The organism is Azospirillum sp. TSH20, assembly GCF_003115935.1.
Lineage (GTDB): Bacteria > Pseudomonadota > Alphaproteobacteria > Azospirillales > Azospirillaceae > Azospirillum.
Genome location: NZ_LGQU01000079.1, coordinates 1 through 16,902, shown reverse-complemented (window position 1 = coordinate 16,902; position 16,902 = coordinate 1). Strand labels below are relative to the sequence as shown.

General features: G+C 65.0%; 14 protein-coding genes. 7 read left to right on the top strand and 7 right to left on the bottom strand.

What is annotated here, in order from left to right; all coding sequences use genetic code 11:
* Positions 1–217: 217 nt before the first annotated feature.
* Positions 218–1,177, top strand: coding sequence for a glycosyltransferase family A protein (locus TSH20_RS21490; protein ID WP_109156063.1), 960 nt, complete (start codon positions 218–220; stop codon positions 1,175–1,177).
* A 34-nt stretch (positions 1,178–1,211) separates the two neighbouring features.
* On the opposite strand, the gene TSH20_RS21485 is transcribed toward TSH20_RS21490, so the two are convergent.
* Genes TSH20_RS21485 through TSH20_RS21455 form a run of 7 tightly spaced genes read right to left on the bottom strand, consistent with a single transcriptional unit; the run spans position 1,212 to position 8,849 of the window.
* Positions 1,212–2,009, bottom strand: a complete 798-nt coding sequence (locus TSH20_RS21485) for a WecB/TagA/CpsF family glycosyltransferase (RefSeq protein ID WP_109156075.1) — start codon at positions 2,007–2,009, stop codon at positions 1,212–1,214.
* Positions 2,006–3,190: a glycosyltransferase gene (locus TSH20_RS21480; protein ID WP_109156064.1), complete on the bottom strand. Its 1,185-nt coding sequence runs from the start codon at positions 3,188–3,190 to the stop codon at positions 2,006–2,008. The genes TSH20_RS21485 and TSH20_RS21480 overlap by 4 nt, the downstream gene beginning before the upstream one ends.
* A gap of 24 nt (positions 3,191–3,214) precedes the next feature.
* On the bottom strand, positions 3,215–4,027 hold the full coding sequence (locus TSH20_RS21475; protein WP_109156065.1) for a class I SAM-dependent methyltransferase: 813 nt from the start codon (positions 4,025–4,027) through the stop codon (positions 3,215–3,217).
* Positions 3,951–5,318 carry a glycosyltransferase gene (locus tag TSH20_RS21470; RefSeq protein WP_158282039.1) on the bottom strand — a complete coding sequence of 456 codons (1,368 nt, stop codon included), beginning with the start codon at positions 5,316–5,318 and terminating at the stop codon, positions 3,951–3,953. Before TSH20_RS21470 ends, TSH20_RS21475 begins: the two co-directional genes overlap by 77 nt.
* A gap of 5 nt (positions 5,319–5,323) precedes the next feature.
* On the bottom strand, positions 5,324–6,529 hold the full coding sequence (locus TSH20_RS21465) for a class I SAM-dependent methyltransferase (RefSeq protein ID WP_109156067.1): 1,206 nt from the start codon (positions 6,527–6,529) through the stop codon (positions 5,324–5,326).
* Positions 6,529–7,752: a class I SAM-dependent methyltransferase gene (locus TSH20_RS21460; RefSeq protein WP_199231926.1), complete on the bottom strand. Its 1,224-nt coding sequence runs from the start codon at positions 7,750–7,752 to the stop codon at positions 6,529–6,531. Before TSH20_RS21460 ends, TSH20_RS21465 begins: the two co-directional genes overlap by 1 nt.
* A gap of 14 nt (positions 7,753–7,766) precedes the next feature.
* Positions 7,767–8,849: an SDR family oxidoreductase gene (locus tag TSH20_RS21455; RefSeq protein ID WP_109156069.1), complete on the bottom strand. Its 1,083-nt coding sequence runs from the start codon at positions 8,847–8,849 to the stop codon at positions 7,767–7,769.
* 819 nt (positions 8,850–9,668) lie between these two features.
* On the opposite strand from TSH20_RS21455, the gene TSH20_RS21450 reads away from it, so the two are divergent.
* The 6 genes from TSH20_RS21450 to TSH20_RS21425 all read left to right on the top strand — a co-directional run.
* Entirely contained in the window at positions 9,669–11,159 is a 1,491-nt protein-coding gene (locus TSH20_RS21450) for an undecaprenyl-phosphate glucose phosphotransferase (RefSeq protein WP_158282038.1), read from the top strand.
* 72 nt (positions 11,160–11,231) lie between these two features.
* A complete protein-coding gene (gene rfbF, locus TSH20_RS21445) occupies positions 11,232–12,002 on the top strand; it encodes a glucose-1-phosphate cytidylyltransferase (protein WP_109156071.1) in 771 nt (256 codons plus the stop codon).
* Positions 11,999–13,207, top strand: coding sequence for a class I SAM-dependent methyltransferase (locus TSH20_RS21440; RefSeq protein WP_158282037.1), 1,209 nt, complete (start codon positions 11,999–12,001; stop codon positions 13,205–13,207). The genes rfbF and TSH20_RS21440 overlap by 4 nt, the downstream gene beginning before the upstream one ends.
* Positions 13,197–15,482 carry a polysaccharide biosynthesis tyrosine autokinase gene (locus TSH20_RS21435; RefSeq protein ID WP_109156073.1) on the top strand — a complete coding sequence of 762 codons (2,286 nt, stop codon included), beginning with the start codon at positions 13,197–13,199 and terminating at the stop codon, positions 15,480–15,482. Before TSH20_RS21440 ends, TSH20_RS21435 begins: the two co-directional genes overlap by 11 nt.
* Before the next feature lie 38 nt (positions 15,483–15,520).
* On the top strand, positions 15,521–16,603 hold the full coding sequence (locus tag TSH20_RS21430) for a hypothetical protein (RefSeq protein ID WP_158282036.1): 1,083 nt from the start codon (positions 15,521–15,523) through the stop codon (positions 16,601–16,603).
* 49 nt (positions 16,604–16,652) lie between these two features.
* The coding region (locus TSH20_RS21425) for a hypothetical protein (RefSeq protein WP_199232440.1) at positions 16,653–16,902 on the top strand (250 nt) is incomplete at its 3' end.

Below are 16,902 nucleotides of genomic sequence, written 5' to 3'. Positions count from 1 at the left end.
TGTTAAGTAAAGCATGCAAGATGTAATCTCCCAAGGCGCGGCAAAGTAATTCTAATTTCTGCATTCACGGAACAGTTTTTCTTTATAAAGTGGTATTTTGTAAATGTGTTGACGCTGTTTGAGGGGGTAAATCTCTCAATTTGCCCGTTACAATGCAAAATTTTCCTTGGTAGTCTGCGTTATGATTTAAAGGTATTTGTCGGCAGGGAGTAAGGCGATGACGAAAGCTGACGCTGCGGCACCCGTCGTTTCGATCGGCGTTCCCGTCTACAACGGTGATCGTCTCCTGGCGCGGGCCCTTGACTCCCTCTGCGGCCAGCAGTTTTCTGAGATGGAGATCATCATCTCCGACAACGCGTCCACGGATGGGACAGAGCAGATCTGCCGGACCTATGCGGCGCGTGACCCGCGCATCCGCTACCACCGGCAGCCGCGCAACCTTGGAGCGGCCGCCAACTTCAACTTCGTCTTCCAGCAAGCGCGCGGCCGTTTTTTCAAGTGGGCGGCGCATGACGATGTGCTGGCGCCGGGCTATCTGACGGCGTGTGTCGAGGCGCTGACGACCAAGTCCGACGCGGTGCTCAGCAGCACCGAGGCCGGACTGATCAACGACGACGGCTCTGCCTTGAGCTATGATGCGGAGCGCAGGGCTTTCATCGACCGCTACGGCAAGTTCTGGCACTGGGCGCCGGAACCGGAGACCGGAACCAGTTCCGCTGACCCGGTCCGCCGCTTCGCCAGCTTGGTGCTGCGCGACAGCTGGTGCCTGGAGGTGTTTGGGCTGATCCGAACGGAGGCGCTGCGCCGGACCTCGCTGATTGGCGCCTATTATGGCTCGGACAAAATCCTGCTGGCCGAACTCGCCACCATCGGCCGTTTCCATAAGGTGCCGGAGCCGCTGTTCCTGCGCGGTTGCCAACCGGAGCAGTCGAGCTATCTGTCCCCCCAGCAGCAGGCGGCCTGGATTCGGGGGAAGCAAACCCGCAGCTTCGATCAGGGGTGGATGGCCTGGAACCTGCTTCGGGCGAGCCTGCGGCCGGACCTGTCGCTGTCGCAGAAACTCGCCTGCGCCGGCTGCGTTGCCCGGCACGCTGTCAAACCGGAGAAGCTGAAGCGGCTCCTGGTGCCCGGTCCCAACAATTATTTCGGCATCGGTGCCGGGGTCGGCAGAAACTGACCCGCCGGGTCCCGCACCTTGCATGCCCGGCATCTCACCAGTCCCCCGGATAGCGTCGCCAGCCGATCCGCTGGCCAATCACTCGCACAATGAAGCGTGGGTTGTTGGTCAGATAGCGGCCGGCCAGGCGCCGTGGCTCGGTGGCCATGCGGAAAGCCCACTCGAGCCCGTTGCGTTGCATCCACAGCGGTGCCTGCTTCTTCAGCCCGGCATGGAAATCGAAGGCCGCTCCGACACCGATCAGGACTGGCGCCTGCACCTTCCCGACGAAGCGCGCCATCCAACGCTCTTGCTTGGGGGTGCTGAGCCCGACCCAGACGATGTCGGCGCCGCTGGCGTCGATGCGGCGGACAAGCTCCTCCTCCTCTTGCGTGGTGAGGGGGCGAAAGGGCGGCGTGTAGGTGCCGACCACCTGAAGCCCTGGAAAGCGCCGGATCATCCGCGACTTCAGCAGGGCCGCAACCTCCGGTCCCCCACCGTAATAGAAATGGCGGTAGCCGGTCGCCAGCGACCGCGCCGCCACCTCCAAGAAGAGATCAGGCCCGTAAACGCGGGACACATGGCCAAAGCCAGCCAGCCGTGACAGCCAGACCAGCGGCATGCCGTCGGGTGTGACCAACCCTGCGCGGTTGTGGATGTCCTTCAGGCCGGAATCACGCTGACTTTCCATCACCCCATGCACGCCGGTGACGCAGACATAGTGCGGGCAGCGGTCGGCGATCCAGCCTTCGATGGTGTTGAGCGCCATGTCCATGTCGATGGCACTGACGCCGACCCCCAGGATGTTCACCCGGGGGATGGCGGTTTTGTGTGTGCTGATCCGGTCGATCATGCCGCGGCCCATCCTTGCAGGCGGCTCCCCGCACTTCGATAGATGGCCAGGAGCCGGTCGTGGTTGGCATCTTCGGTGTAATGCGTCTCGAACTCCCGCCGCGCCGCCGCCGCCATCGCGGCGCGGTGCCCCGGGTTGATCGCCAGCGCGTCCAGCGTGGCGGCGAGGGCACCCGGATCGCCGGGGCGGAAGCGCAGCCCGGTGCGCCCATGCTCGACGATCGCGCGCATGCTGCCGAGATCCGAAGCCACCACCGGCGTTGCGCGGGCAAAGGCTTCGACGATGGTGCGGTTGAAGCCCTCGTACCAGAGCGACGGCAGCACCAGGCAGGTTGCCCGGCCCATCAGGTCAACGACTTCGGATTGCGGCCGCCATCCCAGCCAGTCGATGCGCGGGTCGGCCGCCGCCGCGGCGCGCACGCGCTCGCTCTCCGGTCCTTCGCCCAGGATCTTCAGTCGCAGGTTGGCGCTCACCCCCTTCCAGGCCTCCAGGAGGGTCGTCACGCCCTTTTCCGGCGTCAACCGTCCGGCGAACAGAGCAAAGCCGCCGTCCCCTGGTCCGGGCTCCAGCTTCGCCGGCAGGAAGTTCGGACTGACATGCAGCCGGTCCGCCGGCAGCCCGGCCGCGACAAACTTCTCCAGCGCAAAGCGGTTCAGCACGATGTAGGCGTCAACGGCCCGGCTCCAGGTCCCGATCAGCCGATGGGCTGCCATGACCGCGGCGACGACGGCGCTGCCGGCTCGGCTGCCGCGATAGCAGCCCCGCCGCACCCCGGGCAGGGCAAACCGCCGGCCAAGGCACTCCTCGCACACCGCGCCGTCCCGATAAAGGATGGCCGACGGGCAGGTGATGCGGAAGTTGTGCAGCGTCTGCACCACCGGAACCCGTTCCGCATGGGCGGCGTAATAAGCGGCGGGAGAGACCAGCGGGAAGACATTTTCAAAATGCACGACATCCGGCCGCGCCTGGCGGATGAGCCAGCGCAGGTCGCGATAGACCTCGGCGTTCCAAAAGGATCTCGCCGCCGTCGCCAGTGCGCCGATCCGGGCCACGGCGTCGTTGTGCAAGGCAAACGACATCACCTGATGCCCACGCCCCGTCAGCATGGCGCGGTTGCTGGCGAAGCATTGATCCTCGCCGCCCGCCTGCTGATAGAAGTTGTGGACCTGGAGAATGCGCATCAGCCTGCTCCGGCAGTGGCTTGGTTACTGCACCACAGCGGTGGTCGCCGGCGGCTTGCGGACGGCGGTCAAGCGCTGGACGTTGCTGAACATCCGCCGCGACAGGCCGAATTCCCGGCAAAAATCGATCCAGCCGATGTTGGCGTCGTCAGCGGCCAGCACCCCGCCTGGCGCGATGCGGGGCCACACCAGGCGGAACTGCCAGCGCATCTGGGCCGGGGTGTGCAAATCGTCATGAAAGAAGAGGTCGACCGGCCCCACCCGGTCGAGCAACCGCGGCAAGGCGATGCGCACATCCTCCAAAATCAACCGGTGGCGCTCGGCGAGGCTGGCTCTGACCTGATCCGGTATGGCCCAGCCGACGCCGCCCTTTGGCCAGGCGAACTCTCCGCCGTCCTCATGGCGCTTGCGGTTGGGATTGACGTCGGACGGCGGCAATTCAATGGAGTAATGCATGCCAGCCCCGTTCTCCGCCATCGCCGCCCCGATGAAGGAGGTGGAGATGCCGGCGGCGACGCCGGTCTCGATCACCACCTGCGGCTTCAAAGCGCGGCACAGACCATAGAGGATCATGCCGTCCTCCATGCTGCAGGCGCCCTGATGGCCCTCTGCCGCCGCCACCCGGCGGATCGCATTCTCCAGCACCAGGTGCCAGCTCTCGAAGCCGGCGAAGGCGACGGCGGGGTCGATGTCGAGTTCCTTGAGGAAGGTGGCCGGATCCTGGATGCGGTGCCGCTTGAACTGGACCGCCGCCGGCACTTCACGCACGGCGTCGTGCCAGTTCTTGCGGTAGTAGGGCGCCTGGGCAATCGTCTTCAGGAATGGTGGGATGGCCATGATGCTGCTCCACACACTGATGATAGATGTCGGTCATGCGCCTTGCACGCTCAGGCCAGAGTTCGGTTGCCGCATGGGCACGTGCGGCTGCTCCCATGCGGTGCAGCAGGTCCGGGTCATCGAGAAGCCGGCGCATGCCCTGCGCGAGCCCGGCAAGGGCGGCGTCGGGAGAGTGGACGGGGGCCTTGAGGGCAGCCGCCTCCGGGATCATGGCCCCGACCCCCTGGTGATCGAGGCCCAGGATGGGGAGGCCGGCGGCCATCGCCTCCAGCACCACCGAGCCGAAGGCGTCTTGGAGGCTGGTGAAGAGAAGCGCGCTGGACCCGGCGAACAGCCTGTCCATCTGCTGGCGCGGCACCATCCCCAGGAAGCGCACCCGCTCCTGCAAACCGAGCGATACCGCCAGAGCCTCGCACCGTGCCCGCTCCGCCCCGTCGCCGGCCACGGTCAGGCGCGCCGGCAGGTCCCGCACCCGGGCCATGGCATGGAGCGCCAGGGCCAGCGCCTTGCGGCTCTCGATCCGTCCAGCCCACAGCAGCTCCAGCCGGCCCGCGGGCGGCGTCCAGCCGGTGCGCAGCGACGCGGGCATCACCCCGTTGTCGAGGAAGAGACGGACGAACGGGCAGCCGGCCCGCTCGAGCAGGCGGGCGGTCTCGCGGTTGGTCGCCAGCACGGCGGCACTGCGGCGGGCCGCGGCGCGCAGCGACGGCTGCATCGGCAACAGCGCGAGGCGGGCCGCACGGACCGCCTCCGTCATCACGCCGGAGCCGAGATAGCTGTGGAAGCGCAACGGTGCGGATTGCCCGCCGCCGATCGGCCCCCAGACAAAGGGGGCGCCGAGCCGCCACAGACCAGGCGGTGCGTTGATCGTGCCCCAGCTGACGTGATGGGTGAGATCAAAGCGCATCCGCTCGTGCAGCTGGGCGCATGTGTGGAAGGCGGCGCGCTGCCACAGCAGGTAATGAAGATGGATGCCCCGTTCCCCCCGCCCGGGGATCCACGGGTCCCACGCCGCCTCCACCTCCACCCAATGGACCGAAAGGCCCGGCTGTGGCCGGTCGGCAAGGGCGGCCTCCACCTGGTCGCGGTGCGCGGGGTGGGCCACCAGCCAGACGTCGTGATGCTCGGCAAGCGACCGCGCCCAATTCCAGGTCAGGCCTGGCTCGGAGCCGACCTCCGGACAGCAGGCGTGGCCGACGAGCAGCACCTTCAGCCGGGGGCGTCGCTCCGGACGCGGCGCCTGGCCGCCGAGCGGGACGGCCCCGGCAAGGACGGCTCCCTGCGCAGGCATGCCCATCACAAGCTGAGAAGCTGCGGATGGCAGTTGCGCGCGGCGAGATCGCGGGCGACCTCCTCGCGGTACTGCGGATTGACCACAACAACCACGTCAGGGGATGCAAGCGCCAGGTCGGCTGGCGAAACGATGGGATGGCCGGAGGTCGGCAGCCAATGGCCGTGCCGGTTCGGGTTGATGTCGGTGACCATCGCCACCTCATCACGCAGGCCGAGCGTGGTCAGGAACGCGACCGCCTTCGATCCCGACCCCCACAGCGCCACGGTCTTTCCGGCCTGGTGCAGCGCCGTCAGCCGCGTCTTCCACCCAGCGCGCAGCGCGGCGGCCTCGTCGGCGAAACGCCGGACGCGATCGCGCAACCTTGCGCCGTCGATGAGAGGCTGAGGTCGGGGGGCGGCGGCCGGGCGCGCGGCAATCATCAGATATTGCCCGCCATAGCCGGTCCACACCGCCTCCGGCTCGAACCCGGTGCGCAGGAACAGACCGGTCACTGCGTCGGCTGTGAAATAGGAGACGTGCTCGTAATAGACGTCCCAGAAGGCGACCTCGTCCAAGATGCGGCCGGCGTCCGGAATCATGAAGAAGACCGCGCTGTCGCGCGCGCCGATGACGCTGCGGACATGGCGCAAGAAGCGGTTGACGTCGTGGATATGTTCCAGTGTCATCTTGCAGCAGATCAGTGCGCCTGGATCGACCACAGTCCTTTCGTCGAAATATTCCGGCACCACCTGCAGCCTTTCCGCGGCCAGCCCACCGAAGCGGCCGGGTTCGAATCCGGGATCGTAGCCGATGCCTTCGGCAGCGCCCTGCTCGATCAGCAGGGCGAGAAACTCGCCCTTGCCGCAGCCGATCTCCAGCACGCGAGCACCTTGTAGGGCGAAGCGTGCCATAACCTCCTGCGCCAGGGTCTTGTGGAAGGCGTTGAAGGTGGGGGAGAAGGCCTGGGTCTCCTCATAGCCGGCGGCGTAGATGGTCCGCCCATCCTGCCAGCGGGCGTTGACGATGAAGCCGCAGTCGCCGCACAGGCACAGCTCCACCTCTCCGGTTGGAAAAGCGAGCGCCTCCTCCCGGCTTTTGATCAGCAGACAGCTGTTCACCGGGACGCCGGTCACGCTGTAGAAGGGCTCCAGCTTGGCTGCCCCGCAGCTTGGACACAGCCGACCGGTGCCGCTGTCCGCCGCCGCCCGATCCTCGAGGCTCAGCGTCATCACACGATCCTCACGTCGGGAATGGGAATAAGGAAGCGACCGCCGGCCTCGCGGTAAGCCTGCTGCTGGGCCAAAATCTCATCCGCGAAGTTCCAGGAGAGCAGGAGCACGCAGTCCGGCTGGTCGGCCAGCAGCATGTCCACCGGATAGATCGGCAGCCGCTGGCCGGTCATGTATTTGCCGTGCTTGTGGTGGTTGCGGTCGACCACGTAGCTGATGAGGTCGTGGCCGATCCCGACATAATTGAGGAGGGTGGCGCCTTTCGCTGCCGCTCCATAGGCGACCATCCGCATTCCTTGCTTTCGCAAGGCGGTCATGGTGTCCAGCAAGGTTGCGCGCAGACGTTCCACCCGCTCGGCGAAGTCGGTGTAATAGCCGATGCGGTCGATCCCCATCGCCCGCTCTTGCGCCAGCATGGCGGTGACCGCTTCACTCGGGGCTTGATGGTGGCCGACATAAATGCGCAGTGATCCGCCATGGATCGGCAGCCGCCGCACATCATTGACCGACAAGCCGTGCCGCGCCATCAGCGCCGTCAAGGCCGTCAATGAGAAATAGCAGAGATGCTGGTGGTAGATGGTGTCGAACTCGCACTGGTCGACCAAGTCGCGGACATAAGGCATCTCAATGGAGGCCACGCCGTCTTCAGCGAGCAGAAGCGCGATCCCCTCGACGAAGTCGTTCAGGCCGGCGACATGGGCCAGCACATTGTTGGCGATGATGATGTCGGCCCGGCCGCGGTCGTCGCGGATGCGGCGGGCGAGGGCGCTGTCGAAGAAGGCGAGCTCGGTCGGCACGCCGCGGTCGCGCGCCGCCGCCGCCGGCCCCGCCGCCGGGTCGATGCCCAGCACCGGAATGCCGGCGTCGACGAAATTCCCCAGCAGATAGCCGTCGTTGCTTGCCAGTTCGACCACAAAGCTGTGGGCCCCGAGCCCGCGGCGGTCGATCAGCTCCAGCGCATTCTCGCGCGAGTGACGCAGAAGCTCCGGCGAGAAGGAGGAAAAATACGGATAGTCTCGGCAGAACAGCTCGTCTGGGGGGACAGTGTAGTCGATCTGCATCAGGCCGCACTGCGGGCAGAAGACCACGTTCAAGGGAAAGGTCTGCTCGGGCGAGCCGAACTCGGCCTCGCCGACCAGCCGGTCGGCGACGGGCATCAATCCCAAATTCAGCACGGGATGCAGGTCGGAGGCGGAGCAGGATCGGCACTGGTCGATCTTCATCGGCATCGCCTCCGTCAGACGAGCGGAAGGGTCGGAGGCGCTGCGGAGGCGCCATGGGCCACGGGGGCCGCCGGGGTCCAGCGCAGCCGGTTGTCCACCAGCCCTTCGGATATCAGGCCCTTCAAATGGGCAAGGCGCTGAAACCGCGGTCCCTCGAAATCCTCCACGGTCAGTCCGACGTTGGAGAAGCTCTCGTAAAGTTCCTGGATGCCGCGGGGAACACTCCATTGCGGACGGAAGCGCGGCAGCGTCGAGGCGATCTTGGAGCAGTCGACGCGATAGCTGCGGCGGTCGGCATCCGATTTGTCCGCATAGGTGATCCGGGCGCCGGGAACCGTTTCCTCCACCAGCTCCGCGATCTCGCGGACCAGGTAATTTTCGGTGGTGATGCCGACATTGAAGACTTCGCAATGCACGATGTCCCGGGGTGCCTCCAGCGCGGCGATGAAGGCCCGGCTGATGTCCTCGATATGGACCAGCGGGCGCCATGCCAAGCCGTTACTCTTCAAGAACACCTGTCCCTTGGCCACGGCATAGGCCGTCAGATTGTTGACCACCAGATCGAAGCGGATGCGCGGAGACATCCCGTAGGCCGTGGCCGAGCGCAGGAACACCGGGGAGAAATCGGCGGTGGCGAGACGCCGCAGGTCCTCCTCCGCCCGGAGTTTCGACACGGCATATGGCGTCACCGGGCAGGGCTGCGATCCCTCGTTCACCCAGTCCTCGCCCGCCGCACCATAGACGCTGCAGGTGGAGGAAAAGATGAAGCGGCCGACGCCGGCCTGGCGCGCCAGCCGAGCCAGGCCGATGGTCGCCTCATGGTTGATCTCCAGAGTGACCTCCGGCATCAAGTCGCCGAGTGGATCGTTGCACAAGCCGGCCAGATGCATCACGGCATCAAAGCCTTCGAGATCGGCGACCGCCAATTCGCGGATGTCCTTGCGAAGGCCGGTCGCGAGCGGCGCGTCGGGAACGCCGTAGGTACAATCATCATAAAGGTACATGTCGGCGCCGGCGACCTCGTGCCCTGCCCGGCGCAGCAGGCGGACAAGAGCGGCACCGATATAGCCATGGTGACCAGAGACGAATACGCGCATGTGCCTGCCCCTCCACTCCATGTCCCATGCCGAGTTGCCCGAATGGCCGCTTTTTGATCGGTCGCACAGCCCCACTCCCCCGCGGGTCCGACCAGCCGGACGGACCCGCGCGAAGACAAGTCTTTGAGCCATGATCAAGATGAGGACCACAAGGCCGGTGAAATATTACCGATCAGCACGCCAATGGACGTTCCCTCTCGGTGTCGTTCGATTTCGGGTAATGTTCGTCGGGCAACCAGGATCGTTAAAGTTTTCAAAAGAATAACCATGCTTATGAATGAAGTTCGTATGCAAACAAACCCATCTTGGTCAGAAAGTCAGAGGAAAAACCCATGCATACCAGAAGCTTACAAGAAGGATATTCCCAGAATGTTTAGAATCAAAACATTAGTGAGTCTATTCTATGGGTGAAAGCGTCATGCTGCTTTCGATGGCCGAGTTATTCTCTGGACCAGTCTTGTGTATGAGAGAATTGGCACTTTTGTGAGGTATCTGCACCAGCTCCCACTCGAAATCGTGGTGGGGCTTTTGGCAAAGCGCACCCTGATGGGTCGAATCAGATGTCTGCGGACGTGATTTCCTCTCAAAATGGCTAATATCCGTTCTTGAGCATGAAGCGCACACTTCTTCACCCAATAATGAGTTCAAAGGCCGGATTTGCAAAATCAGCCTAATGTTTTCTTCGGACTCATAGGGAGACGCTCTTCTGTCTTTGAATCATTACAGAGGCGATAACTTTAATTCTGGGAAACGGCAGATCACGTCTTCCGCAGGTGCGGCATGAGCCTGGCTCAGAACCGAACTTTGGGGAGTGCGGGCATGAACTCGACCATCAAGCTTTATGTGCGGAATTTCGCCAAACGCGGGTCGGCGCGGAGCCTTTCGCCGCAGAGTCTTTCGCCGGAGCTGGCCTCGGGGTTCGTTGCCATCTGCGATGCCGCGGTGCTGTTGTTGGTGGGGCTGGTTCCGGTGGTGCTCAATGTCGGCGGACAGCTTGGCCAGGATCGCTCGACGATCTATTTGCCGCCAAGTGTCATGGGCGCCGGGCTCATGATCGTGATCCTGCTGAATCTCGGGCTTTACAAGATCGACTGGGTCGTCGACGTCTACCGGCAATTGCCCCGGCTGATGGCGGCGTGGGCGGCATCGGTGCTGACGGTGCTGTTCTTCGGATTCCTGTTGCAGGTTCTCGACCAGTATTCACGGCTGTGGGCGCTGATCTGGGTCTTCGGCAGCTTCGCCGGTCTGGTCGCCACGCGCGCCGCGGTGTGTCAACTCGTCCGGCACTGGATCGCGGCGGGTCTTCTGGCGCGCCGCGCCGTGATCGTCGGCGATCCCCAAGAGATGCGGCGGCTGCTCGACTATTTGCGCCCGCGCGACGGACAGGACTTCCACATCCTCGGCCTGTTCTCGACGGAGCCTGAGACCGGTGCCACCAGCGGCCAAGCTCTGCCGGGGCTCGGCTACTCTGTCATCGGCACCGTGGATGGTGTGACCGACTTCCTGCGCGAAACTCGGGTGGACGATGTGTTTGTCGCCCTGCCATGGAGCGACGGCGCGCGAATCAACGCGTTGATCTCGCAGCTGCGGATGTTGCCCGTCGATGTCAGGCTGGTGTCGGATGCGCTGGTCTTTTGCAAACCAAAGCTGACGGCGACCCGCTTCGGCACGGTGACCGTGCTGGAGGTCGCACGCCGACCGCTGCGGGACTGGGACGGGTTTGCCAAGCGCTGTATGGACATCGCAATCGCCGGGACGGCGCTGCTTGTTTTGGCGCCGCTGATGGCGTTGGTGGTCGTGGCGATCAAGCTGGACAGCCCTGGCCCGGTGATTTTCCGGCAGAAGCGGTTCGGCTTCAACAACAGCGTCATCGAAGCCCTGAAGTTCCGCACCATGTATCACGATCGCTGCGATGCCTCCGGGGCGGCGCGCACGGTGCGGCAGGATCCGCGGGTGACGCGTGTCGGGCATTTCCTGCGCGCCTCCAGCCTCGACGAGGTGCCGCAGCTCATCAATGTGCTGCGTGGCGAGATGTCGGTGATTGGTCCGCGCGCCCACCCGATCGCCATGAAGGCTGGCGACCAGCTCTATCATGAGGCGGTGGCCGAATATGCCGCCCGCCACCGGGTGCGGCCGGGGCTCACCGGTTGGGCCCAGGTGAACGGGTTGAGGGGCGAGATCGACTCCATCGAGAAGGCCAACCGACGTGTGGAGTTCGATCTCTATTACATCGAGAATTGGTCGATCTGGTTCGACATCCGAATTCTGATCCGCACCTTGATCACGGTGCTCAGGCAGGGCGCCTATTAGGCAAGGCCGTGAGGGATCAGCGTCCCCACGAGACGTAACCGAACCCCAACACCCGACAAGAAAGGCAATCGGATGAAGGTCGCTATTCTGGCCGGAGGGAAAGGCACCCGGCTTTCCGAGGAAACGCTGTACCGCCCGAAGCCGCTGGTGGAGGTCGGCGGCCGGCCGATCCTGTGGCATGTCATGAGCCTGTTCGGCCATCACGGGTTCACGGAGTTCCTGATCGCCACGGGCTACAAGAAGGAGATGATCGCCCGCTATTTTGCCGATTACCACATGGCCAGCCGGAACCTGTCGGTCGATCTTTCCACCGGCACCATCTCGGCCCATGGCGGCGAGCTGCTGGACTGGCTGGTCCATTTGATCGACACCGGGGACGAGACGATGACCGGTGGGCGGATCAAGCGGCTTGCGCCCTATATCGGCAACGAGACCTTCCTTCTGACCTGGTGCGACGGTGTCGCCGACATTGATCTCGACAAGCTGATCGCCTTCCACCGCTCCCACGGCAAGCTGGCGACCGTCACCGCCGTGCGGCCACCGTCACGGTTCGGCAGGCTGCAGATCGACGGACAAAGCGTGACGGACTTCACGGAAAAGCCGGCTGAGGGCGAAAATTGGATCAACGGCGCCTTCTTCGTCCTGGAGCCCGGCATCTTCGACTACATCGACGGTGACCACATCATGTGGGAGCAGGAGCCGATGCGCCGCCTGGCCGCCGAGGGGCAGGTGATGGCGTATCAGCACGACTCCTTCTGGCAATGCATGGACACGGTGCGCGACCGCGACATGCTTCAATCCTTGTGGGACGCCGGCAAGGCGCCCTGGAAGGTTTGGGCATGACCGTTGCTCGCTGTCCGGTCTGCGGCGGAACCAGCCTGCAGGCGCTCGTGCATCTGCCCGACGTCCCGCTGTTCTGCCATATGTTGGTCCGGACGGCTGAAGAGGCGACGTCCACGCCGCGTGGCTCGATCGATCTGGTCGGCTGCCATGGCTGCAGCCATGTCTTCAACCGGGCTTTCGATGCCGGCTTGCTGCGCTATGGCGGCGCTTACGAGAATTCACTGCATTTCTCCGGGCGCTACCAGCGCTATGCCGAAGAAACGGCCGACCGTCTGATCAGCCGATACGGCCTTCGGGACCGGACGGTTTTGGAGATCGGCAGCGGGCGCGGCGACTTCTTGCGGCTGTTGTGCAGGCGTGGCGACAACCGGGGCTTCGGTTTCGATCCCAGCCATGTGCCGCTGCTGGCCGACCCGGAGCACGGCGGTCCGGTCTTTGTCTCGCGCCCGTTCACGTCCGCTGACCTGCAGCCTGCCGACTTGGTGGTTTCCCGGCATGTGCTGGAACATCTGTCCGAGCCGACGGAGCTTCTGGCGCTGGCCCGGCAGGCGAGCGCGATGGCCGGCGGCGTGGTCTTCATCGAGGTGCCGAACGGTCTCTATACCCTCGACCAGGGGGGGATTTGGGATCTGATCTACGAGCATGTCTCCTACTTCACGCCCACATCCCTCGCGGTGGCCATGACCACCGCCGGCCTCACCGTCCACCACATGGACCATGCCTTCGGCGGCCAGTTCTTGTGGGTGGAGGCGATCCCCACCGATGCGGCGCCGGTCCCCGCCAGCGCTGCGGACGACAGCCGCTGCTTCGACGGCTTCCCGCGCCGCTTCGCCGCCACGCTCGAGCAGTGGCGATCCACCATTGGTGCGCTGGTGGCGGCCGGCGACCGGCTGGCTTTGTGGGGGGGCGGTTCCAAGGGGGTCACATTCCTCAACCTGCTCGGACTGCATGCCGGTGAAGGGGTGGACTGGGTGGTCGACATCAACCCACGCAAAGCCGGCGCCTTTGTCCCCGGCACCGCTCAGCCCATCGTTGCGCCGGAGGATTTGCACGCGCTGAAACCCGATCACATCGTGATCGTGAACCCGGAATATCACCAGGAGATCGCCGTCCGCCTGTCGGCCCTGGGTCTGGACTGTCCGGTCCTGGTCGTCACCGACCGGGAGGCCGAACTTGAAACGGCGGTGCGTGACGATGCGGTCTAACCTGATCCTGCGCGACGACGCCGTTCCCGCCCAGCCGAGGATGGGGCAGACCCGCAGGGGCAGCCCCGCCGACCCCGGCGACATCGACGTGCGCAGCTTCCTGCGTGCGATTTTCCGGCACAAGCTGCTGTTCCTCACCACGGTGGCGCTGGGCATCGCCTCATGTTTGTGGTGGATCAACACGGCCACCCGCCGATACACCGCCGATGCGGTCATCATGATCGAGAGCAGGCCGTCCAGCATCGTCGTGGTGGATGAGGGCCGGCGCGAATTGGCGACGGAGCTGGCCGCGGTGAACACCCAAATCGCGGTGCTGAAGTCGCGCAGTCTGGCAGCCAAGGTGATCGATAAGCTCGGGCTGCAGGACGACGTGGAATTCGCTGCCGGCGACACCAACGAGGCAAAGCCCTTGCCCCAACGGGTGACGGACAAGCTGGAAAAGCTGGTCAGCCGTCTGGACTCTGCGAAGACCGTTCCCACGCCGGAGGACCCGGCGCTCTCCGCCGAACATTCAGCCGGCGCCTCCACCGGCAGCACCACCGAGACCGACCGGCGCAAGAGGTCAATGGTCATCAACAACTTCCTGAACCGGCTGGTCGCCAACGCCGAGGGCCAGTCTCGCCTCATCACCATCAGCTTTGAATCTGGCGATCCGGTGAAGGCGGCGAAGATCGTCAACGAACTGCTGGATGCCTATATCCAGAGCCAGCTCGCGGCCAAGACGGAGGGTGTGCGCCTCGCCGCCAACTGGCTGGAGACCCGTCTGGCCGAACTCGGCGAGACCGTCCGGCAGCTTGAGACCAAGGTGCTGGAACAGCGTGCCGAGGTCGGCCTGCTGCAGGATGGCGGCAACGACGTCGCGACGCTGCGCTTGAACCAGCTCAATGCCGAAGTGGTGCGGATCGAGACGCAGCGCGTGGCGACCGAGGCGCGCTACCGTCGGGTCCGGCAGCTTCTCGACAGCGGTGCGGACACTGTCTCGTTGCCGGAAGTGATCGCCTCGCCCGCCGTCCAGGCGGAGCGCAGCAAGTTGGCGGCGTTGGAAGCTCGCCTGTCCGACATCTCCACCCAATTCGGCGACGGGCATCGCAAAATCGTTGCTCTGCGTTCGGAAATCTCCGAAACGCGGCGCAACCTGTCTCAAGAGGTGCGCCTTGTCCTCAATGGGATCGGCAACGATCTGGGCCGGCTGCTGGAGCAGGAGACGGCGGTGAAGGCGCAGTTGGGCGACGCGGCAAACGCCATGGCCCGCCTCAACACCGCAAACCTCGCCATCAGCCAGCTCAGCACGCAACTCCAGGCCAACCGCAGCCTTTATGAGACGCTGCTGAAGCGCTACACCGAAACGGTGGCCTTGCGCGACAATCAGCAGCCGGATGCCCGCGTCATTTCCGATGCCCAAGTCCCGCTGTCGCCGTCCTTCCCAAAGGAGGCGCGGACGCTGGCTCTGGCTTCCATCGGGTCGGTCGGTTTTGGCCTGTTCCTGGTCTTCATGGCCGAGCGCTTCCGCTGCCGGCTCAGCAACCGGGAGGATGCCGAGCGGCATCTCGGCACGACGGTCTTGGCGGTGCCGGAGGTTCCGCGGCTGCGCCGCATGATGAGCCTGGCGGTGCAGGTGGAGGAGATGGAGGTGCCGCCGCTGTCCGAGGCTGGCAGTGCTTTCCAGCGGCTGCGGGCCATCATGGCGCTCGACAATGGGCGGCGCATGCCGCAGGTGATCCTGGTCACCTCCGCCGCGGCAGGCGAGGGGAAAACGACGGTGGCGGTCTGCATGACGATCGCCAGCGTCTCCTCCGGCCAGCGCACGCTTCTGATCGACTGCGATTTCCGTCAGCCGCGCATCCACCGGGTCGCCAACATCCGCAACGATGTGGGCTTGAACGAACTGCTGGCGGGACTTGCTGCACTGGAGGACGTGGTGGTGCCCTTGTCACCGATCCTCTCGGTGCTGCCGAACGGCACCATGCGCAACGGCAGTCTGGACATGCTGAACTCCGAACGGATGCGGCAGATCCTTGCCGCTCTGAGCAAGCAGTACGACCAGATCATTCTCGATTCCGGAGCTGCCCTGCAATGGTCGGAACCGCTTCTGCTGGGCGGGCTTGCCGAGCGGACGATCCTGGTCACCCGGCGCAATTGGACAAAGCAGGAGGATGCGGCGCTGGCGGCATCGCAGCTCATGCTCTACGGCGCCGAACTCGGGCCGGCGGTGTTCAACCGTGCCGCAGAGAAGGCGACACGGCGCCAGCGCATCGGCCGGCGCGCGCCCGCCTGACAGCGCTGTCCCCGGCACAAGGATGAACAGCCATAGACATGAGAGTTTCATCGATGGGTCCAGAGGAGAAGGCAAGGCGCGTCACCCGGTCGAAAGACCAGCCGCACCCTGGCCGGCTGTCCTGCCGCATCCTGGCGTTCAGCCTGCTGCTGACGAGCCTGTCGCCGGCAGCGGCGCAACCGCTCCAGCCGGCGGCGACCGGTGCGGATGGCCGGTTCTCACTGCAGTGCGACTTTGGGCAGATGCTTGTCGGGATTCGCGGAAAGGCCGGCGAGTTCATCGACCAGGTGCGCGGTTTATGCGCAGGTCGGACCGACCCGGCCGGCGAGACGGGCGCGCGCGGTGGCGGTGGCGGTACAGAGTTCGAGATCCGCTGCAGCGCCGGGTCGGCTGCCACAGGCATCGTCGGCACGCGCGGCACCTATATCGACTCCCTGTCGCTCGAGTGCCGGGCGATGCGCAACGGTCAGCCGGCCGGCGACCCGACCTCCACCGCCCGTGTCGGCGGACAGGGCGGGCAGCCCTTTGGCCCGTTGCGCTGCCCGGCCGGGCAGGTGGCGGTGGGGATGAAGGGCCGCGCCGGCAGCTTCGTGGACGAACTGGAACCCGACTGTGCTGTCGCTAAGCCAACGGGCGCGACTGCGTCTGTCTGGGTATCACCGGCGGCCGGCGGCAAGCAGGGCAACGACATCAAGCTTGCCTGTGGCCCCGATGAAGTGCTGGTCGGCACCATGACCCGCAATGGCAACTGGCTCGATGCCATCGCAGCACTGTGCGTGCGCGTGTCAGACGACGGCAATTGGATCGGCGAGCCGCACTCCACCGATCATGCCGGCGGTGCCGGCGGTGTCGCGTTGACGCGACAGTGCCCGCGCGGGCAGGCCATCGCCGGCATCTCCGGCCGATCGAGCACTGTGGTGAACCAACTCATCTCCAGATGCCGGCCTCTGGTGTCGGCCAAGGCCGTCCGCGGGCAATGGCAGGATCTGGAGTCGGTCGGTGGCACCGGTGGCGATCCCTTCGGTCCACACGCCTGCCCCAACAACCTGCCTGCAACCGCACTCAAGGTCGGCGCCGGCATCTATCTCGACCGCGTCCAGATCCTCTGCGGACGGGAGTGAAGGCTGATCTTAAGAACAGTGGCCAGCGACGTGGCGAGGATGGGAGGCCATGACCTTTTTTGAACCGAAAATCGTCCGCGCCAGCACGGCCGCTGATGGGACGCAAGCCAACGCCGACTGCTATGTTCCGTCGCTGTCGGGGGATGGCGCCAAGCTCGCTTTCCAGGGCTACGCCTACAATCTTGTCGCAGGCGACAGCAACTCCGCCGCTGACATTTTCGTCAAGGACCTGGCAAGCGGCGCCATCATGCGCGCCAGCACCGGCAGCGACGGCAGCCAGGCCAACGGCTTCTCCTACT